Here is a 21,591-nt window from a genome sequence, read left to right on the forward strand (position 1 = left end):
ATTCTATGAAGCAATTTGTTATATAAATGTTAGGTTTTTTCAATAAAAGCGGCAAATAGCGTATCTTTGCCCATTGAAAATTAATGTAGATAAAAATAATGATAACAGTTTCAGATACAGCCCGTAAAAAAGTAGTCGAACTCATGACAGACGATGGGTTTGATGCGACTACTGACTTTGTTCGCGTTGGCGTGAAAAGTGGCGGATGTTCCGGACTTTCTTACGACCTTACATTTGACAAAGATCAAAAAGAAGAAGACAAGATTTTTGAAGACAATGGTATACGAATCATCGTTGACAAAAAAAGCTTTTTATATCTAGTAGGAACCACTTTGGAATATTCTGGAGGATTGAACGGAAAAGGATTTGTATTTAACAATCCAAACGCTCAACGTACCTGTGGTTGTGGAGAATCGTTTTCTCTTTGAAAATTTAAAGATTAAATCATATCGAAAGAAATGAGTAAGTATACGGAAGAAGAATTACAAAAAGAGCTGGAAACCAAAGAATATGAGTACGGATTTTATACCGATATTGAAAGCGAAACGTTTCCTAAAGGCTTAAATGAAGATATTATCAGAGCTATCTCTAAAAAGAAAAATGAACCAGAATGGATGACAGAATGGCGAATTGATGCTTTTAAAATTTGGTCTGAAATGGAAGAACCAGAATGGGCTAATGTACATTATGAAAAACCTAATTTTCAAAATATTTCCTACTATTCAGCTCCTAAAAAAGCGGACCCAAATAAAACATTGGATGATGTAGATCCTGAATTGTTGGAAATGTATAAAAAACTTGGAATTTCTATTGATGAGCAAAAAAAGCTTCAAGGAATAGCTATCGATATTGTAGTAGATTCTGTTTCTGTAGCGACAACATTCAAAAAAACATTGGCAGAAAAAGGAATCATCTTCTGCCCTATCTCAGAAGCCATTCAAGAGCATCCAGAGTTGGTCAAAAAATATTTAGGGACAGTTGTTCCTAAAAAAGATAATTTTTATGCTGCTTTGAACTCAGCTGTTTTTACAGATGGATCATTCTGTTACATTCCGAAAGGCGTTCGTTGCCCTATGGAATTGTCAACATACTTCCGAATTAACCAAGCAGGAACTGGTCAATTTGAACGCACCCTTGTCATTGCTGATGAAGAAAGTTATGTAAGCTATTTGGAGGGTTGTACTGCGCCATCTCGTGACGAAAACCAATTGCACGCTGCAGTTGTTGAATTAATTGCCTTGGATGATGCAGAAATCAAGTATTCAACCGTTCAAAACTGGTATCCAGGAAATGCAGAAGGAAAAGGCGGTGTATACAATTTTGTAACCAAAAGAGGATTGTGCGAAACAAACTCAAAAATTTCGTGGACTCAAGTAGAAACCGGTTCTGCGGTAACTTGGAAATATCCTAGTTGTGTATTAAAAGGGAACAATTCTGTAGGAGAATTTTATTCAATTGCTGTTACTAACAATTTTCAACAAGCAGATACAGGAACTAAAATGATTCACCTTGGAAAAAACACGAAAAGTACAATCATTTCTAAAGGAATTTCTGCCGGACGATCACAAAATAGTTACCGTGGATTAGTTCAAATTGCAGCAAAAGCTGAAAATGCACGTAACTTTTCGCAATGTGATTCGCTTTTAATGGGAAATAAATGTGGTGCTCATACATTTCCTTATATAGAAGCCAAAAACAAGACTGCTCAAGTAGAACACGAAGCTACAACCAGTAAAATTGGAGAAGATCAAATTTTTTATTGCAACCAACGAGGAATTGACACAGAAAAAGCAATTGCCTTGATTGTAAATGGTTTCAGTAAAGACGTATTGAATAAATTACCAATGGAATTTGCTGTTGAAGCTCAAAAGTTATTAGAAATCTCTTTAGAAGGTTCTGTAGGATAATCAAATAAAAATCAGCAAAACATGAAAAAATTTTATTTCGCATGTATACTGAGTCTAAGTATACTAAGTTGTAAAAATGAGGCAAAATCTACATCAAACGAAATACACGAAACAGAAACGACAGCAAATACATCAAATTATACGGCAACAAAAACTGTAAACAATGAGTTTGAAACATTTGCGGGTATGTTTTTGTATTTGGAGAGCGATAATGCTGCAGTATTACAAACAGGAAGTAAAATGTATGGTGTTGTGGTTAACAATCAAATGAAAGCGTTGAACGAGCAATGCAAAGTTTATAAAAATAAAGAGTACGATATGGTTCCTGTAGTGGTGAGAGGTGTTAAAAAACCTAATCCAGTAGAGAATGCTTGGAAAGAAATCATAGAGATTAAACAAATTATTTCAGTTCAAAAACCCAAGCTTGATGACGATGGAACCATTATCATCAAAAACAATCAATAATATTCGATTCAAAAAAACATATAGTTTACCATGTTACAAATAAAAAATTTACACGCAGGTATTGAAGATAAAGGCATTCTTAAAGGAATTGACCTAGAAGTGAAAGCAGGAGAAGTACATGCCATCATGGGACCAAATGGTTCTGGAAAAAGTACCTTATCTTCTGTGATTGCAGGAAAAGAGGAATATGAAGTAACTGAAGGAGAAATTTTCTTAAATGGCGAAAACATTGACGAATTAGGCCCTGAAGAACGTGCACATGCAGGTGTATTTTTATCTTTTCAGTATCCAGTAGAAATTCCTGGTGTAAGCGTAACAAACTTTGTAAAAACAGCAATCAACGAAACACGTAAAGCAAAGGGCTTAGAAGAAATGCCTGCAAGTGAAATGCTAAAAAAAATCCGTGAAAAAGCTGAGTTGCTAGAAATAGATCGTAAATTTTTATCTCGTTCTTTGAATGAAGGATTTTCTGGAGGAGAAAAGAAACGAAATGAAATCTTTCAAATGGCAATGTTAGAACCAAAGTTGGCAATCTTAGATGAAACTGATTCTGGACTTGATATTGATGCTCTTCGCATTGTTGCAAATGGAGTAAATAAATTGCGTAATAAAGACAATGCTGTGATTGTAATCACACACTACCAACGTTTGTTAGATTATATTGTTCCTGATTTTGTGCACGTTTTACACAACGGAAAAATAGTTAAGTCAGGCACTAAAGAATTGGCTTTAGAATTGGAAGAAAAAGGATACGATTGGATTAAGCAAGAAGCAACGATTTAAAAAAAACACATGGAATTAAAAGATAAATTATTATCATCTTTTATGGTTTTTGAAGATCGTTTGGACGATGAATCAAAAAACTTGAATGAAATCAGAAATGAAGCAATTAAATCGTTTCAGCAACAAGGATTTCCTTCAAAAAAAGATGAAGATTGGAAATATACTTCGCTCAATGCCTTGTTGAAACACGATTACTGTATTTCTCCAAAACATGAACCTGCGGTAGAATTTAAAGATGTCAAAAAATATTTTATTCATGATATTGACACTTATAAAATTGTTTTTATTGATGGAAAATATAGTTCATTCCTTTCTGAGACAACGCATGACGGAATAGATGTTTGCTTGATGAGTTCTGCATTGAACAAGCCAAAATATAAAATCATTATTGATTCATATTACAACAAAATTGCCAAAAAGGAACACAGCTTAACATCGTTAAATACTGCATTTGCTTCTGAAGGTGCTTATATTCATATTCCGAAAAATAAAATAGTAGAAAAACCTATACAAATTATCCATTTTTCTACTGGAAATGAAGCAACTCTGCTCTTGCAACCTCGTAATTTAATCATAGTTGGCGAAAATTCTCATGTTCAAATTATTGAGCGTCATCAAAGTTTAACTTCTAATGTGGTTCTTACGAATTCTGTGACTGAAGTTTTTGCAAACAAACGTGCAATTGTAGATTATTATAAAATCCAAAATGACAATCAAGATGCCTCTTTGATTGACAATACCTATATTTCACAAAAACAAAGCAGTCATGCTTCTGTTCATACATTTGCATTTGGCGGAAAATTGGTTCGCAATAATTTACAGTTTTTCCAAAAAGGGGAACATATTGACTCTACTATGAAAGGAATTACCATTATTGGTGATAAACAACATGTAGATCACAACACACTAGTTCATCATATAGAACCAAATTGTGAAAGTCATCAAGATTACAAAGGGATTTTTGGTGATCGTTCTACAGGAGTTTTTAACGGGAAAGTAATTGTAGAAAAAGAAGCGCAAAAAACAAACGCATTTCAGGCAAACAATAATATTTTAGTAGATGATAAAGCAACGGTAAACACCAAGCCACAATTAGAAATTTTTGCGGATGATGTTAAATGTTCTCACGGCTGTACAATTGGCCAATTAGATAAAGATGCTTTATTTTATCTTCGTTCGCGAGGAATTCCTGCGAAAGAAGCCAAAGCATTATTAATGTATGCTTTTGCAAATAATGTATTAGAAAGCGTAAAAATAAACGCTATCAAAACACGAATTAATAAACTTATTGCACAAAAACTAGGAGTAAATCTAGGTTTTGATTTATAAATAAAATAAGGTTGTCTAAAATTAGTTAACACATGCGCTACTACTTTGTACCCGCAGTGTTTTTTTAGACAGCCTTACTTTTTGATTCGCCTTAAAGCTCAATTTCTTCTGCAATAATTCTGTAAATATCTACTTCTGGAAGCATGGTTTGTAACTGTACAGTTACAGCGCCAAATTGTGAATCTTGCTGTAAACGCTTCCACGTATTCTTTACATATTGATTAAAATTTTCTTCTTGTCGCTGTTTGTACTCTGGATTTTCACGAATCATTACTAATATTTGCTGAATCGTTTCTTTTCCCTGTAATACTTTTGTCTTTATCGGCTCGTGCAAATTTGATAGCACTTCAAAAGCAGCTTCCAAGCAATTAGCACCAACCATCAATAGATACCTTCTTTTTTGAGGAACTTCTTTATTTTTGGCTGTAAACAATTGATTCTGTAAAATACTCATCCGACTTGATTCAACGAAGCCGAATTTTCGCAAAATTTCTTGATTTTCCGAAAGCCATCTTTCTATTTCATCTAAAAAACGAGATGATTTGGTACGAAGTAATTCTGAAATTAGTTCTACTTTAAAAATAGAAGCTTCAAAAAAGTTATTTTTTTCTATGATACTTGTTTTCATGTTATTTCTTTTTTAGCATCTCTCATACAATACAAATCGCACAAGAAATATCAATTTTACTCGTAATTCAATACTCTTACTGTATTGCCCTCTTCATCAATATCTGTTGTCCATTCCATAGCATCATCTGTGATATTTATTTTAATATTCACCATACTTGCAGGATCACTAATCTCTTTCAAAGCACGTGTTTCAACAATTACAGGAAGTTCTTCAATTACAGGAGGCTTGGGTTGCAAATTATTTTCAATTTCTTGAACTATTGCTTGTTTAAAAGTCTCTTGTTCAATTACATAATCTCCTAAAAAGCTATACGAAGTCTCAGCAAATCTGGTAGCAGCTATTTTCACTTCAGAAGCATAATTTTCAGTCGTTGGATCAGCTTGTTGTAAATTTGCGGCAGCTTCAATTGATTGTTGTTGAGACTTACTACTCAATTCAGGTTTTATACCATCAAAGTATGCTTTTTGATCTTCTGGTTGATTAGGGTAAAAATCTGTTGTTACTTTGAAAAAAGCATCTTCATACACTTTTTGAATTTCAGTTTCCTTATAATGTTGAACCACTGTTTTTGTAGTATCAATTGCAACAGGAATAGTTAACTCTAAATCTTTTATTCGAATATTAGGCACAGAAAAATGTCTCAACAATGGATTTTCTACATATTCTTGTGCAATTGCCAGTGTTTCAATATCTGATTGTACTTTGGCATTCGTAACTTCTTTATAAATTTTCCCGATATAATCTTTTAATGTAATCATGATTTTTTAATTAATAAGTGAAGAAGAAACCTCCGAAGAGGTTTCTTGAATTAGTTATAGTATTGTACTCTAAACTTCAGAAATTGATTCTTCTAGCATATCCAATACTCTACTCATTCCAGCAGGAATCTCGTCTTGAACTGCATGGATTCTTACATTCATACTGTATGAACGTTTCGACTCATCTGAATACGTATTTTTCTTTTGGTACGAGTAACTTCCTTTAAAGTTAAATCGTCCGAAAGACCAACGCAAACTCAACTCTGCACTCAAGTCTAGCTTATGGGAAGCTACTGTTTCTACTTTAGAAACACTTGAGATTTTTGCATTAAAATCGATTGTTGTTTCTGCTACTCGCATAAATGGAATTGGAACAATCGTTAACAAAGGGGTTGTTAAAGTAACTTCTGTATTGGTTCCATCAATCAATTTAGAATAGATAAACGATACATTTTTTACCTTCCCTAAGTCATCAAGACCTACTTCATTGATAAAATCAACGGTAGAAAGTGCTGCAGCCGCCTGTGCATCAATTACTGCTGTTAACGGCTTTCCTAACATTGCGCTAAAATTAATATTGGCAATTTCGTTTGGACTAACTGGCATAATTATTTTTTTTAAATTCTTACCTACTCTTTTTCAAAAGGCTTTTCGGCTTTCTCCTTACATCATAAAAAATTACTCGCGATTAATTTTTTATAGAGATTCTATACTCAATTCATGAATTTTATAAAACCACAGCGCAATTCTACAACAAATGTTTTTATATTAAAACATATTACATGCATTTAGTCTGTAATTTCACTAAATAATATGTAATATGTTTAAGGCGCTTATTACTTAAAAGTGTTCTAAGAAGAATTTTTACGATACATTAAAAGCTGAAAACTACCAATTTAGCAGCTTTCAGCTTTATTTTATGAAGATGTTGAAGGAACTAGAAAGCCTATTTTACAGACTCACATATTTCGCTTAAGAATTTATTAAAATCTATATAATCGCCACCAGCGAGTCCAAAACGAACTACAACAAGATCTTTTGACGGAATTATATATACTCGTTGCCCTTGATATCCGTTTGCCGAATACATATCTTTTGGAACATCAGGGTGGAATCCGCCTGCATTTAACCAAAAATGCGCTCCATAACGCCCTTCAGATGTTGGTGTAGGTTTTGTTACATAATCTACCCAAGATTCGTCAAATATTTGTGTGCCATTCCAATTTCCTTTATGCAAGTATAGCAGCCCAAATTTTGCCCAATCACGTGGATTGGCCCATCCATACGATGAACCTACATAATTCCCTTCCATATCTGCTTCAATAAGCATAGAATGCATTCCTATTTTATCAATAAAATCTCTGTAAGGAAAATCTAAGTATTCTTGATGTGAGTTGAATTGTTTACGTAAGATTCCTGAAAGCAAATTGGAAGTGCCTGACGAATAATACCATGTTTCATTAGGTTTTCCTACTAGTGGTTTTTCTGCTTGAGGCTGTGTCATATCTTTTGCTAAAAATAACATTTCGGTGACATCAGATATTTTAGTATAATCTTCTTCCCACTCAAGTCCACTATTCATTTGTAAAAGATTATGAATTGTAATTGCATTTCTTTCGTCATTTGCCCAAGCTTCTACAGGAGCCTTGTCCCATACATTAATTTTTCCTTGATATTGTAAAACACCATACATAGTACTTAATAAGCTTTTCGTCATTGACCAACCTAATAATTTCGAATCTTTATCGAGCCCATCAGCATATTTTTCTGCAATTAAATGATCTTTATATAGTACTAAAACTGCGCGTGTTTTTTTTATGTCTTCCCCATTTTCTTCAGCAAAAGCATATTCTACAGCTTTTTGTAATTTTTGATAATCTATGTTAGAAAAAATTGAGTCTTTAGGCTGCATATTCCCGTAAGGATATGGCAACATGCGAGCAATATTGGTTCGGGCAGGAACTGATGTTTTTTTTGTAACATCATACTCATCATCTATGAGCACACTTCCCAATCCTTTTCGATAGATAGCTGTTCGTTCCATTAATCCAAAAACAGAAGCAGAAGCAGTTTTTTTCTGTTGATCAACTACATCATCTGCTATATTGATTGGTCCGAAATTGTTATCTGTATTATCTGTAAAAGCAACTGATCTACCAGCTACAAAAACTGAAGAGCTCATATTCTTGGCAGAATATCCTGAAATTATATTGAGTCGAGAATAATTAAAAGCAACAATAATAGCTAGTATTCCTAGTACTACCAGAAGTATTTTAAAGACTTTTTTCATAAGACAGACTTGTTTGGTTACTCAAATATATTAAAATGAAAGTTAGGATGACATCAGCGACCGTGTTTTTCCTAATTGAAATACAGGAAAAACACTTAAAAAAAGTATCTATAAAGCTGTTTTTCAACTGCCTAATTTAATCAAACTTTGTAAGGCTGTTACGTAGCGGTTTTACAGAAATATAAACCTTTAAAAAACTTACTATCCATGAAAAAAAAGAAAAGAAGTTTAAAAAAGTTGACACTTAACAAAAATGTGGTGTCAAATTTAGAAAACAATCAGGTAAATGGAGGTGCTCCAGCAACATTGTTGTGTCCTATTAATACTAGACTTAATTGTCCTGATACATTAATTTGTCCAATTGAAACCATTGCGTGTCCAATTGTGACAAGAATTAATTGTCCTATTGAAACTCTAGTATGTCCAATAGAAACATTAGCGTGTCCTATAAACACTATTGCCTGTCCTTATTAATCATTAAAAATTAAAAATCATGAAAAAAAATAAAAAAAGTGTTCAGAAGTTATCACTTAATAAAAGTGTAATTTCAAAATTAGAAGAAGGTCAAGTAAATGGAGGTACTATCATTACGTTGGCATGTCCGCAAACTTTGCTGTGTCCTAGAACCGTTTTAAATTGCCCACAAACTTTGTTGTGCCCGCAAACGGCTTTATGTCCACAAACTTTGGATTGTCCATTAACATTAGACTGCCCATCGTTAGTTGACGGTTGTGGTTCTCAATTTATTTGCTAATCATATTTTTTGAAAGGAAGCTGTTATAAAAACAGCTTCTTTTTTAATTCACAAAAGTTTGTATGTAATTACGTAAATCTTGCTCTTTTGCAAGTACCATTTTTTTCTTTAAACGATATTTATGCGTACGAACACTTTCTTGATTGATTCCGAGCATAAGCCGAATGTCTTCATTGGACATATTCATTTTCAAGTAGCAACAATATTTTAAATCTTTGGCGGTAAGACATGGAAATTTGGTACTTAATTTTTTTAGAAAGTTTGGATTGATGTTTTCAAAATATCGTTTAAAATCATCCCAATGCTTCCGATCATTGCGCGCTATTTTTATTGTATTTACGATAGACATTAATTGCACTTTAGTAGAATCGTCTACTTCAGCATATAATTGCTTGATACGATCTTTAATTTTATCTAACATTGCTTTTTTTTGATCAAGCTCAAGTGTATATCTGGTAAGATCTGTTACTTGCTTATGCGTTTGAAGCGAATGTTGGGAAGAGTTTTGTTCTGACGTTTTTTTTCTTTTTTGTGTCATCTGTACGATGCTACGCACATTGACACCTAAATTATTGAGCTTAATGCCATGTTCGTAGGACAGCGTAAATATTATATTCGCATTAGGCAATTGTAACTTCTTATATTGATTTTGCTGCGTTAAGCATAGTACAGGAATAAAAAACTCTCTACTGTATGCCATTAATGAGTTAATAACATTTTGATTGTCTCGGAAGCTTAGTATAATTAATATGGGATTAATCGATTTAGATAATTGTATCATATCAGACATCCGAGTAGTTGTAATAAAACTATATTGCTCAACTTCTTGCAAACTTTTTAAAATACTTGCCAAAGATGTAGAAGTATCACTTCCAATGAGAATATTTTCATGTGTCGCAGTCACTGTAAAGGTATTTCTGGTGTACTAGTGCATTTAGGGGAAATCACATAAAGTTCATTTACATACTTTTCAAATGTAGAATTAAATGCTTTAATATTTAACGGTAGAAATACTTGGTTTTGACGTTTAAGTGTTAATTTTTTTCGTTGATTGCCATTCTTTTTTTAGGGAAAATTTAAACATAAAAAAAACCTGCAACAGAGTTACAGGTTTTTTATGACTATGATTAAAAATTATTCTTTGCTAACAATAATAAAGTCAGAACGACGATTCTTTTGATGCTCTTCGTCTGTACAATTCTTTCCACAATCAATCAGTGGATCAGATTCTCCTTTTCCTTCACTACTCAAGCGAGAAGCATCTATCCCTTTAGAAATAAGGTACTGAACAGTTGATTTAGCTCTTCGCTCAGACAAACGTTGGTTGTAAGAAGCCGAACCTCTTACATCAGTATGTGATTCTACTTTCACTACCATGTTAGGATATTTTGTCATTGCATTTAATGCTTTGTCTAACTCAAATGCAGCTTCTTTAGTAATGTTGTGTTTATCAAATTCAAAATAGATAGGATTTAACACAATTACATCTTCAATGATTTCTTCAATAGGAGCCAATGCGATGTTGATTACTTTTTCTGGAGCGTCTCCACTATTTACATCAATTTGTTGAGGAACATATCCTTGGATAGCTGCCTCAATTTGCGATGATTTATCACATTCTACTTTAAAAACAACTTTTCCTTCTTCGTCTGTCATTTTAGAACCTACAGCATTTCCTTGATCGTCAGCTAATACTACTTTTGCTCCACTCAATGCAGCTCCAGTTTCTTTGTCTGTTACATTAATTACATAATCAACATCACAGATAGGATTGATTAATGTAGTTTCATAAATATCATCACTTCCTTTTCCTCCGTCACGATTGGAAGCGACAAATCCTTTTTTAGTTTCTTCATTAAATGTAAATGAGAAATCATCGGAATTACTGTTTAATGGTGTTCCTAAGTTACGAACAGCTCCAAATGAATTTCCATCAACTTTTGAAGCAAATACGTCTAATCCTCCAATTCCTAAGTGTCCATCTGAAGAGAAGTATAATGTATTATTGTTACTAATAAATGGGAAGAATTCTCTTCCTTCAGTATTAATATCTGCTCCTAAATTTTCTGGTTCACCGAAAGTTCCATCGCTATTGATAGCTACTTTGTAAATATCTGATTGACCGTATCCTCCTGGCATATCAGAAGCAAAATACAATGTTTTACCATCAGCACTTACAGATGGATGTCCTACAGAATATTCATCATTATTAAAAGGAACAGGTTGTACGTTTGTCCACTCTCCATCAGCCATAGTTGCTGTATACAAGTTTAACGTTCCTTTCCCTTCTTCATCTTTTTTAAATTTTCCATCGTAATAACTTTCACGTGTGAAGTACATTGTTTTGTTATCTGGTGAAAAACTTACTGTTCCTTCGTGAAACTTGGTATTAATATCTTTAGAAAGTGCTTGTGGCTTCGATAATTCTCCATCACCAGCATAGCTAGCCATATAAATATCAAGATACGGTTGTCCATTCCATCCATACGTTCTACCTCCATCACGAGTTGACGTAAAGTATACTGTATTTCCAACAGCTAGTGCTCCAAAATCAGAGTTTTGTGTATTAATTTCAGCGTTTTTCACTTGAAACTTTGTCACTTTTGCTAAAATCTGCGGAATGTAATTTGGGTTTTTGTTGAATGCAATAGCTCTTTGATCATTTGGCTTAGCGGCAGCAAATTTTGACATCCACTTGTTATGCTCTTCGTACTTCCCATTAGCCTTTAGCATTTGAGCGTACTTAAAGTAAACATCTGCTTTGCTATTTCCTTCTTCAATTGTTTGTCTGTACCAACGTTCAGCATCTTCTGTTTTAAAAAGATTGTAATAACAATTAGCCAGTTGTTCATACACATAAGCATCAGCATCATCAATAGCGATTTCTTCATATTCCTCAGCCGCTTTTACAAACTCTAACCTATTGTAAAGCTTGTCTGCTTTTTTGGTTTTTTCATTCTGAGCAAAGATATTTGATGTTGCTAGAATTAAGAATAATATATATAATTTTTTCATTTTCTTTAGGCGTATTAGGTTTTAGAAATATCTTGGCGAACGAGAAATTTTTCTCGGGAAGTATAAGTCAAATAATAAAAATACTTCGTGAGATGCATTAGCAACAGAAGAGATTTCTGATGTTACTGCGTCATAGGCATATCCTATTCGTAATCTCGGGTTAATCGCAAAGTTGACCATTCCACTGAAAGAATCATCCAAACGGTAAGAAGCCCCAATTTCAAATTTTTCGTAGAATAATGCATTCAAGTTCAAATCGAACGATGTTGGTGCATCAAATGCAGATTTTACTAAGAAAGATGGTTTAATCTTGGTGTTTGGACTAACTTGGAACACGTAACCTCCTGTAAGGAAATAGTGAGACACTTCAGTTCCATAAGTTCTTCCATTTACATCTAAATGTTTTCCATTCAAAAAGTTAGGAACAGATAATGCTAAATAATAATTATCTGTATAATAGAAAAGTCCAGCTCCTAAATTGAATGTAGTTTCATTCACATTGCTAGAAAATGCTTCATCACCTTGGTCAATTAACGTTGGATTGATATCAAGCAATCCGATATCGTGAAATGTCAATCCTCCTTTAATTCCAAAAGCCAATTTATGTGAGCCTCCAAGGTTTAAGGTATATGCAAAATCTGCATATGTATTCGTTTCTTTTACAGGACCAATTTGATCTGAAATAATTGATAAACCAAGTCCTACATTTTTTCCGACTGGAGAATGCCCAAAGAACGTAAACGTTCTTGGGGCTCCATCGAATCCAGTCCATTGATTTCTGTATAATGCTCCTAAAGATATTCCTTCTTTTGACCCTGCATACGCTGGATTTAAGACTGCCATATTGTACATGTACTGTGTGTACTGTGGATCTTGTTGCGCATGCGATGGTAGTGCAAAAAGTAATACAAATAGTGCGATATATATGTTCTTCATGATATGATGTATAATGTTGTTAAGGATTATAATTTTTAGTTTCTATGCAATGAATGTTATTTATTTAGATAAACCCATCCATTCTTCATTTCACCATTTTCTAGTCTTAATACATAAAAATAAGTTCCTACTGGTAAAGCATCATTATCATTCGTTTGTCCAGTCCACTCGTTCGTATAGTTCATTTTTTTGTAAACTGAACGTCCATGTGAATTGAATATTTCTAGTTCTCTAACTCTAAAAGCTCTTAAATCCCAAGAATCATTTAGGTTATCTCCGTTTGGAGAGATTCCTTGAGGGAATGAACACATAGAATTTATAACTGTAAATGTTTGTGAACTTGAACAACCATCTGCTGTAGTTACTGTAACAGTGTATTCTCCATCTTCAGTAGCAATGAATTGAGCTCCTGTATTGTTCGTTGATGAACCACCAGACCATTCATAAGTTACTGTTGCAGGATCAAATCCTCCATTAAGAGGTGATACTGTGATAGTATACTCATCGTTGATACACTCACCTTCTAATCCAATATTTGATGGATCTATTTGTGTCAATACTTCGATTTGGAATTCTCCAGTTCCGTAACATCCAGTATTGTTATCTTCAATACGAACATACACAGTTCCACCTGAAGAAGAGTACACAGTAGGATCTACAAGCATATTTGTTCCTGCATCAGCATCTGCTAAAGATTCATAGTAAGATACTGTTACATCAGTTTGCGTTCCTATGATGTTTGCATCTTGAACTGTAAGATCAAACTCTGCTACACCATCAAAGTCGTCATCACAAACTTGTAATGTTTCTGTAGCAACCACTTCTGGGTTTGTTTGCACGGTTACTGTTACATCATCTGTTAAAGTAACCAACGATCCATTTGCTAAAGCATACGTAATAGAAGCTGTATATGTAGTATCTTCTGTTGGAGATACTGTAATATCAGTATTATTGCTAATTACGTTATTGTTTTCATCCAACCATTCGAATGTATAGTTTGGATTTCCAGCTGGCACAAATCGCCACAATTCTTGCTGTGTAACTTCCCATACTCCATTGTTTCTTCCTGGAGGAGCATATCCTACAGTTCCAGCAGCATTTTGAATTCCTACTATTGCGATTCCTCCATCATTCCATGTTGGACAGAATGGTTTTTCGATAAGTATTACATCAACAACATTAGAAGATTCATATAAAATAATCTGTTGAGTTGTTGTAATATCATTACATCCAAAGTGTGGCACTTCGAAGAATGTTACCTTAAATTGTCTTGATGGCGCTGTTCCTACTACTGCATATTCAATGTAGTGATCACCAGCAACACTTGGGTCAATATCGTGGAAAGCTCCATGAATTGCATTTGTTGGCACGTTTGGTGTTGGCAGTAAATCTGTTGGAGCAAAGTTCCATGGACAGAAGTTTCCTGCATCAGCGATATCAAAAGATAATAATCCGTTAGCTCCAATAATTACCTGATTGTATGTAGTTCCAAAGAAAGAGAACTCAAATCCTAAATCAATAATAGAAGACCATCTATCATCTAACGTAATTGATGTTGGTAAACCTGTTAAGTTATCAGGAGGACATTGTAAGTCACTGATTGTATAGGTACTTGTGTCAGATGTGATGGAACTTGCCATAAATGTTGCTGACAAATCTGTAGATGTTTCATCACACTCTTGTAATTGATCATACCCTGCATTAATGATTCCACACGCTTGGTCTGGACAAAATGCTTGTGTTTTAGGATCACTTGTAAGTACACAATTGTTATCATCAGTATCTGCTACAGTAAACACTATTTCAGTAGCGTTAGGATATGGACCAAAGGTATATACACCTGGTGCAGTTACTACTTGTGCAGGGCTTCCAAAGTCATCCGTTATAGTTATAGAGTTTGCATCACCTGTTGTAAGAATTTCCACATCTACTAAGAATTGATCTCCTTCAGCACAGTCTTCTACAACTGTGTACGTTGCTGTTGGTTTGAAACAAGTAAGACATTCTGCAGTCCAATCCCAAGGAGTACCAGATCCTGTAGAACAGCTTGTAAATCCATCACTGTTCACTTCCATGAATAAGTTTCCTCCAGAAGACTCGATTATTAATCCAGTTAAATCTCCTGCATTATTTCCAGAGAAAATTACTGGGAATGTGTTATCAGATCCATCGTAGAACGTAATTACATCGTCATCATCAACTATTGTTCCTGAAGCAAATGTAAGTCTGATAGGGAATCCTGTATCACTTGTAAATGTAAATGTATTGTCATCATTATTTGTATAACAGTGATTCACATTGATAGGACCATTCGCACATACCAAATTAAATATTTGATTTGGATCAGGTCTTGTTGTAAAACTTTCTTCTGTACATCCTGTTGCTAAACCATTTCCGTTGTAAGCAAGGATAGTAACGTAATAAGTAGTATTGTAATCAGTATCTAAAAGATATGTATTCACGTTTCCTACATCAATTCCATTTACTACATCTGTACCTCCCGGAGTTGTTCCAACACTTAAAATGTATCCTGCAGGAGAACCAATAGCAGATCCCCATGTGATATTTTGATCAATTTCAACAGCGGTTGCTCCGTCAACTGGAGACGTTAAAGACACACATGATGGTGGTGCTGTTGGATCAATACATCCAATTGTTAAATCAATTGGTTGAATATTTCCACTTGATTGACAGCTAATAGATCCATCAGGAGTTACTTCTATAGTAATTGTACTTCCTGTAGACTCAAATGTAAGTCCCGCAAGATCTCCCGCATTTCCGTATCCAGAATATAATAATGTGACACCATCTGAATCGTACACATTAAATTCGTCAAAGAAGTTTTCAACATTTCCTGAGTTTACACTAACTGCAAGCGTTGACGTTCCATCCGAACTAGCATAATTAAAAGTAAGAGTTGTTCCACTATCATAACAGAATACATTATTTATAGTACCTGCAGCACAATCAACTTGTACAAATGTTCTAAATGTAATTGGCCCTGACCAAGTACTTTCACTTCCTGGACCACAAATAGCTCTTACATATACTTCATATTCAGTATCTGGATTTAAACCTGTTGCTGTAACTGGGTTTGTCATAGTTGCAGTACCTGATCCTGTTGGAACTCCTGTTCCTACTGGTTGCACCACATATTCCCATTGCGTTTCACCACTATTAGCTACCCATCCTAAATCTACACTGTTTGCTGTAATGTTTGATGTTGCCAATGTTGAAGGAGCAATACAAAAAGCCCCACATGATTCTACTCGCACAAAGTCAATTGACATATCTCCTTCAAATCCAGTTCCAGCTCCACCATAACTAAATTCTACATAAATAACTTGACCTAAATATGCATCTAAGTTAATTCCTATTGGAGTCCAAGCATCTGTATCAGCAATTTGTAAATCACCTCCCCAAGAATATACGTTTGTAAAAGGACCTGTTGGAGATGTTCCTACATTAACATTTAATATTCCCATATCTGCTCCAAAGGCATGCATATAGAAAGATAGTTCAGCTCCATCTGTCGCTGATGATAAATCGATTGGAGGAGTTATCGCAGAAGCAATATTTGTAGCGTTTCCTGAAGCTTCATATTCTAAATGTGTTCCTCCACTAAAAGAAGCGGAAGGACCTGTCCCAAATGAATTTGCTCCACCAGCAGCTATGTCCCAGTTTCCATTAGAACCATCAAAACCAGTTCCTGTCCATCCCGATGGCGGGTTATCATCAAAATCTTCTGTAAAAATATAAGAAGAAGTACCTGTTGCACACGTTACACCCACTGGTGGTGGCGGCGGTGCATTCAGTGTTCTAAAATTAACAGGGCCAGCCCAAGCGCTCTCGTCTCCTGGACCACATATAGCTCTTATATAAATTTCGTAATCTGTACTAGGGTTAATTCCTGTTATAGTAAATGGATTTGTTGTTATAGCTGTACCTGCTCCTGTTGGAACACCTGTTCCCGCTGGTTGTACTATATATTCCCATTGTGTTTCACCGTTGTTAGCTGTCCAAGCTATATCTACAGCACTATCCGTAATATTAGAAGTAGCCAATGCAGAAGGAGCAATACAGAAAGAACCACAAGATTCTACTCGTACCAAATCTATTGATAAATCTCCTTCAAATCCAGTTCCAGCTCCACCGTAACTAAACTCTAAATATACTACTTGTCCTAAGTATGCATCTAAATTAACTCCTACAGGAACCCATGCATCGGTATCAGCTGTTTGAAGATCGCCTGACCATGTATATATATTGGTAAAAGGACCTGTTGGTGAGTTTCCAATGTTAACATTTAGTGTTCCCATGTCAGCACCAAATGCGTGTAAATAGAAAGACAATTCAGCCCCATCTGTTGCAGATGATAAATCAATCACAGGACTAATTGCAGAAGCTATAGCAGTTGAGTTACCCGACGCTTCATATTCTAGGTGTGTTCCTCCACTAAAAGAAGTTGAAGGTCCAGTACCGAAGGAGTTTGCTCCTCCAGCGGCAATATCCCAGTTTCCATTAGAACCGTCAAAACCAGTTCCTGTCCATCCTGATGGTGGATTACTATCAAAATCTTCTGTAAAAATATAAGAAGAAGTTCCTGTACTACAAGTAACTCCTACAGGCGCTGGTGGTGGTGAATTTAATGTTGTGAAGTTGATAGGGCCAACCCAGTTACTAAATCCATCTGTTCCACAATCAGCTCTTACATATACTTCATAAGCTGTAATTGGCGCTAATCCAGTAGCGTTGTATGGAGCGTTTGTTGTAACAGCAGTTCCTGCTCCTGCAGGCACTCCTGTACCTGCTGCTTGAATTGCCACTTCCCAAGCTGTTTCTCCGTTGTTTGCATCCCAACTAATATCTACAGTGCTGTCCGTAACATTTGCAGAAGTTAAGTTTGAAATATCTAAACAAGAAGGCGGCATTGAAGAGGCAATAGTTGGCGAGTCAAAACAAAACCCCCATTGCCATCCACCAGCGTCATCAAATGACAAACGATAGCGAAAACCTGATTGCTGAGTCGCAGTAAATCCAGCTACATCAAGTGGATTACTTGTGAAAGAATCTCTTGTTCCTCCACAAAAATTGTCATTTGGTTGGTTTGCAGAACCTACAAACGTTTGCCAGACTACCCAAGCAGACGCATCTGCGTCCCAATACTCCAAATTTAGAGTACCTCCTAAATCATTATATGTGTAATCAACAGTTGTCGTAAGCCATGTTTCACCAGCAGTTACTGCAGCAGTGATATCAATTACATCTGATTCTGCGGCAATAGTGTTGGCAACACCGTTTCCTGCATCATCATCATCAAAAGCAAAGTTTGCTGATGTTGTTGGATCTGATTCAAAAGCTGTCGGATCTGTTGCATATGTCCCTGTTACTGACCAATTCGTGTTAGGCCAACTTGCGGGCTGATTTAATACTTGAGAATATGATAACGTACATAGGAACGTTAACATACATAACAAGGTAATTTTTTTCATAAAAAAGTTGGTTAATAGTTAGTAGCCCTAAAAATAGTAAAAAAATGGAAACTTAACTTTACTTTAACAATTTAGTTGAAAAAAATAATGATTTAGCTATTGAATTTTAAACGAATGTACACGGGGAAATGATCACTATATCCTCCAAGATATTTTTTACCTACATATGTTCTAAAAGGGTTCCCTTTATACTTCCCTTTCCATTGAGTTAAGAAGTGTTCATCAAATATATCTGCAGTTGCAAAACTGTGAGTTCCTTTTTTGTAATCAAAAAAGTTGGTAGAAAATATAATCTGATCAAACAAATTCCATTCACCTCTATAATTAAGACTACCTTTATATATAGTCAATAATTTTTCCATAGGATTATATAGGTCTGTATCCATTAAATATTTTTGAATACTTGTACTGGTTGGGTCATCATTAAAATCACCCATTATAATAATATGTGGATCTGATTCCTCAGTATGTATATAATTTATTTTTTCTCTAACGACACTTGCAGCTTTGATTCTTTTATATGCTGTTTCTTCAGCACCATCTCTCCGAGAAGACCAATGATTCACAAATATATGTATAGGCTCATTATTTAATAGTCCTTTTACATATAAGGTGTCTCTTGTAAAATCGCGAATTCCTTCTTCATTATATATAATAATAGGTATAGATTCTGAATAGATTACTTGAAAGTACTTTTTTTGATACAACAAACCTACATCAATACCTCTTTCATCTGGTGAATTATAATGTACATAATCATATTCAAATTCCCTTATTTTTTTAGAATCTATCAAATCATCTAAAACTTTTTTATTTTCAACCTCTGCTACACCAATAATCACAGGTGCATTTTCACTATCATCTGGCCCAAGGCTTGATATTGCCGAACCTAATTTGTAGATTTTCTTATCATATCTTTTGGGAGTCCACCTTTTATCAGAAGTAGGTAAAAAATCATCGTCCAACACATATTTATCATCTTCTGTGTCAAATAAATTTTCAAGATTGTAAAAAGCGACTGTATGGTATGTTTGGATTGTATTTTTATACTCCATAAATGCAATAAAAGTCTGTTTATAAAGTATAAAAGTACTAAATTCAAGAAAGGAAATGTGTAACTTTGCTTTTTTATTTAATTATGTTAGAAAAGAAATCTATTGCATACGAACGTGCTATCCTTATAGGAGTTATCACTAAAGATCAAGACGAAACTAAATCAAAAGAGTATTTGGACGAACTTGAATTCTTAACATATACAGCAGGTGGTGAAGTCATAAAGCGTTTTACACAAAAAATTGATATTCCGAATCCGAAAACATTTATTGGAACAGGGAAAATGGAAGAAGTAGAAGCTTTTGTCAATTCGAATGATATTGGATCTGTAATTTTTGATGACGAACTGTCTCCATCTCAACAAAAAAATATTGAACGCTTATTAAAATGTAAAATCATTGACCGAACGGGATTAATCTTAGATATTTTTGCACAACGTGCCAAGACCAGCTATGCTAGAACACAAGTTGAACTGGCGCAATACCAATATTTATTACCGCGATTAACAGGATTATGGACTCACTTAGAACGCCAACGAGGTGGAATTGGAATGCGTGGACCTGGAGAAACGGAAATTGAAACTGATAGACGTATTGTTCGTGACAAAATTGCTTTGCTTCGCAAAAAAATGGAAACGATTGATAAGCAAATGGCTGTACAACGCGGAAATCGAGGAGCTCTCATACGTGTAGCACTGGTTGGATATACAAACGTTGGAAAATCAACACTAATGAACGTGATTAGTAAAAGTGAAGTGTTTGCAGAAAATAAATTATTTGCTACACTAGACACTACTGTTCGAAAAGTTGTGATTGGGAATTTGCCATTTTTATTGAGTGACACCGTAGGTTTTATTCGAAAACTTCCTACACAATTGGTTGATTCTTTCAAAAGCACACTTGACGAAGTGCGTGAAGCTGACTTATTACTACATGTTGTAGATATTTCACACCCTAATTTTGAAGATCATATTGCTTCTGTAAATCAGATTTTGGGTGAAATAGACAGTGCAGATAAACCTACCGTAATGGTTTTTAATAAAATTGATGCTTATACACATGAAACCATTGATAATGATGATCTTATAACTGAAAAAACCAAAGCACATTACACCCTTGAAGACTGGAAAAAAACATGGATGAACTCTTCAGCAGAAGATGTGCTATTTATTTCTGCTATCAACAAAGAAAACTTAGACGAGTTTAAACACAAAGTATATAATGTAGTACGCGAAATACATGTAACTCGTTTTCCTTACAATAATTTTCTTTATCCAGATTACGAAGATATAGAATAAGAAATCGCAAGAAAAAGGAAATCTTTTATATGATTTCCTTTTTTTTTATGTATCTTTCAATAGCTAAAGCGCAAATTGTCAACTAATTTGCCATTAGTCCTTTCCCCTCTTTTTCTAAAACAAGCATGTTTGTGTTTCTTTTTTTTTGGAAGTTTCACAAGCACTTACGTGGTATCCGAAAAACGCACGAGTAGGAATAATTTAAAACGAGTAATAAGATGAAAAAGAGTTTACAGAAACTTTCACTGAACAAAAAAGCAGTTTCAAGTTTAACTTCAACTATTAAAGGAGGTTTGCGAAGAGCAGGAGATGGATTACCAACCAACGATCCTACTGCAAACACAAGATGTTTTGATTGTCCTCCAACAACTTTCAACTAAGTCTAAAAGTAAACTTGTTTTACTTGAAAAGTTTTCTAGATCTAAATATTTGTTAGATCGTTCACTTTTATAAAACTAATTAAAATGAAAAAAAACCTTAAAAAATTAGCCTTAAACAAAAAAGAAGTATCAAACCTTACTGTTAAAGGCGGACTTCGTCGTCAAGATGACACCACCGACACCTATACAACAGGGCCAACAGGACCAACTGCATTAACTCTTTGTTTTGTATGTCCTGGACAACGATAAAAATATATAGTTAACAACTAAAACTTAAAATCATGAAAAAAAATATTAAAAAACTCTCTTTAAACAAGAAAGCCGTTTCAAGTTTAGGAGAAAAAGTAGTTGGAGGATTGCGAAAAGCAGAAAACACAGGCGGGCCCTTAACTTGTACCGATCCAACGGCACGAACTTTTTGTTACTATTGTCCTCCACCTAATCCATACTAGAATTTTCAGTATTTTATACAATAGAAAAAGTCAGAAGCACGTTGCTTCT

At 34.5% G+C, this 21,591-nt stretch carries 20 protein-coding genes; 11 read left to right on the forward strand and 9 right to left on the reverse strand.

Going from position 1 to position 21,591, the window contains the following annotated elements; genetic code table 11:
• Positions 1–98 precede the first annotated feature (98 nt).
• Genes AA088_RS06160 through sufD form a run of 5 tightly spaced genes read left to right on the forward strand, consistent with a single transcriptional unit; the run spans position 99 to position 4,484 of the window.
• Complete coding sequence (locus AA088_RS06160; RefSeq protein ID WP_046744051.1) at positions 99–428, forward strand: HesB/IscA family protein; 330 nt, start codon at positions 99–101, stop codon at positions 426–428.
• Positions 429–458: 30 nt separating this feature from the next.
• Positions 459–1,907 (forward strand): Fe-S cluster assembly protein SufB, encoded by a 1,449-nt coding sequence (sufB, locus tag AA088_RS06165; RefSeq protein ID WP_046744052.1) that lies wholly within the window; start codon positions 459–461, stop codon positions 1,905–1,907.
• Between the two features lie 21 nt (positions 1,908–1,928).
• Positions 1,929–2,372 (forward strand): hypothetical protein, encoded by a 444-nt coding sequence (locus AA088_RS06170; RefSeq protein ID WP_046744053.1) that lies wholly within the window; start codon positions 1,929–1,931, stop codon positions 2,370–2,372.
• A gap of 30 nt (positions 2,373–2,402) precedes the next feature.
• A complete protein-coding gene (sufC, locus tag AA088_RS06175; protein WP_046744054.1) occupies positions 2,403–3,155 on the forward strand; it encodes a Fe-S cluster assembly ATPase SufC in 753 nt (250 codons plus the stop codon).
• A 9-nt stretch (positions 3,156–3,164) separates the two neighbouring features.
• Entirely contained in the window at positions 3,165–4,484 is a 1,320-nt protein-coding gene (gene sufD / locus AA088_RS06180; RefSeq protein WP_046744055.1) for a Fe-S cluster assembly protein SufD, read from the forward strand.
• Positions 4,485–4,575: 91 nt separating this feature from the next.
• Here the strand turns inward: sufD and AA088_RS06185 are convergent, their stop codons facing one another.
• The 4 genes from AA088_RS06185 to AA088_RS06200 form a co-directional block, all read right to left on the reverse strand.
• Complete coding sequence (locus AA088_RS06185; RefSeq protein ID WP_046744056.1) at positions 4,576–5,112, reverse strand: hypothetical protein; 537 nt, start codon at positions 5,110–5,112, stop codon at positions 4,576–4,578.
• A gap of 56 nt (positions 5,113–5,168) precedes the next feature.
• Complete coding sequence (locus tag AA088_RS06190) at positions 5,169–5,873, reverse strand: hypothetical protein (protein WP_046744057.1); 705 nt, start codon at positions 5,871–5,873, stop codon at positions 5,169–5,171.
• 69 nt (positions 5,874–5,942) lie between these two features.
• Positions 5,943–6,479, reverse strand: a complete 537-nt coding sequence (locus AA088_RS06195) for a DUF2589 domain-containing protein (protein ID WP_046744058.1) — start codon at positions 6,477–6,479, stop codon at positions 5,943–5,945.
• A gap of 340 nt (positions 6,480–6,819) precedes the next feature.
• Positions 6,820–8,163, reverse strand: a complete 1,344-nt coding sequence (locus AA088_RS06200; protein WP_046744059.1) for a serine hydrolase domain-containing protein — start codon at positions 8,161–8,163, stop codon at positions 6,820–6,822.
• Between the two features lie 207 nt (positions 8,164–8,370).
• Between AA088_RS06200 and AA088_RS18205 the strand changes: the two genes are divergently transcribed.
• Together AA088_RS18205 and AA088_RS18210 are read left to right on the forward strand one after the other, a co-directional pair.
• Positions 8,371–8,637 (forward strand): class I lanthipeptide, encoded by a 267-nt coding sequence (locus tag AA088_RS18205; protein WP_156168442.1) that lies wholly within the window; start codon positions 8,371–8,373, stop codon positions 8,635–8,637.
• Positions 8,638–8,656: 19 nt separating this feature from the next.
• Positions 8,657–8,917, forward strand: a complete 261-nt coding sequence (locus AA088_RS18210; RefSeq protein WP_156168444.1) for a class I lanthipeptide — start codon at positions 8,657–8,659, stop codon at positions 8,915–8,917.
• A gap of 43 nt (positions 8,918–8,960) precedes the next feature.
• Here the strand turns inward: AA088_RS18210 and AA088_RS06205 are convergent, their stop codons facing one another.
• The 5 genes from AA088_RS06205 to AA088_RS06225 form a co-directional block, all read right to left on the reverse strand.
• Positions 8,961–9,821, reverse strand: a complete 861-nt coding sequence (locus AA088_RS06205) for a helix-turn-helix transcriptional regulator (protein ID WP_046744060.1) — start codon at positions 9,819–9,821, stop codon at positions 8,961–8,963.
• A gap of 230 nt (positions 9,822–10,051) precedes the next feature.
• Positions 10,052–11,932: an OmpA family protein gene (locus AA088_RS06210; protein ID WP_046744061.1), complete on the reverse strand. Its 1,881-nt coding sequence runs from the start codon at positions 11,930–11,932 to the stop codon at positions 10,052–10,054.
• Between the two features lie 21 nt (positions 11,933–11,953).
• Entirely contained in the window at positions 11,954–12,868 is a 915-nt protein-coding gene (locus tag AA088_RS06215; protein ID WP_046744062.1) for a PorP/SprF family type IX secretion system membrane protein, read from the reverse strand.
• Between the two features lie 56 nt (positions 12,869–12,924).
• Positions 12,925–18,360: a fibronectin type III domain-containing protein gene (locus tag AA088_RS06220; RefSeq protein ID WP_046744063.1), complete on the reverse strand. Its 5,436-nt coding sequence runs from the start codon at positions 18,358–18,360 to the stop codon at positions 12,925–12,927.
• 92 nt (positions 18,361–18,452) lie between these two features.
• The gene (locus AA088_RS06225; protein WP_046744064.1) at positions 18,453–19,415 is read right to left on the reverse strand and encodes an endonuclease/exonuclease/phosphatase family protein; all 963 of its coding nucleotides are present in this window, start codon (positions 19,413–19,415) and stop codon (positions 18,453–18,455) included.
• A gap of 83 nt (positions 19,416–19,498) precedes the next feature.
• Between AA088_RS06225 and hflX the strand changes: the two genes are divergently transcribed.
• The 4 genes from hflX to AA088_RS18215 all read left to right on the forward strand — a co-directional run bounded on the left by hflX (position 19,499) and on the right by AA088_RS18215 (position 21,542).
• Positions 19,499–20,710 carry a GTPase HflX gene (gene hflX / locus AA088_RS06230; RefSeq protein WP_046744065.1) on the forward strand — a complete coding sequence of 404 codons (1,212 nt, stop codon included), beginning with the start codon at positions 19,499–19,501 and terminating at the stop codon, positions 20,708–20,710.
• 218 nt (positions 20,711–20,928) lie between these two features.
• Positions 20,929–21,090 carry a hypothetical protein gene (locus AA088_RS18620; protein ID WP_164484233.1) on the forward strand — a complete coding sequence of 54 codons (162 nt, stop codon included), beginning with the start codon at positions 20,929–20,931 and terminating at the stop codon, positions 21,088–21,090.
• Between the two features lie 84 nt (positions 21,091–21,174).
• Complete coding sequence (locus AA088_RS18625; RefSeq protein WP_164484234.1) at positions 21,175–21,339, forward strand: hypothetical protein; 165 nt, start codon at positions 21,175–21,177, stop codon at positions 21,337–21,339.
• A gap of 32 nt (positions 21,340–21,371) precedes the next feature.
• Entirely contained in the window at positions 21,372–21,542 is a 171-nt protein-coding gene (locus tag AA088_RS18215; protein ID WP_156168446.1) for a hypothetical protein, read from the forward strand.
• The last annotated feature ends 49 nt before the right edge of the window (positions 21,543–21,591 follow it).

Source organism: Kordia zhangzhouensis, from assembly GCF_001005305.1.
In the GTDB taxonomy this organism is placed as follows: domain Bacteria; phylum Bacteroidota; class Bacteroidia; order Flavobacteriales; family Flavobacteriaceae; genus Kordia; species Kordia zhangzhouensis.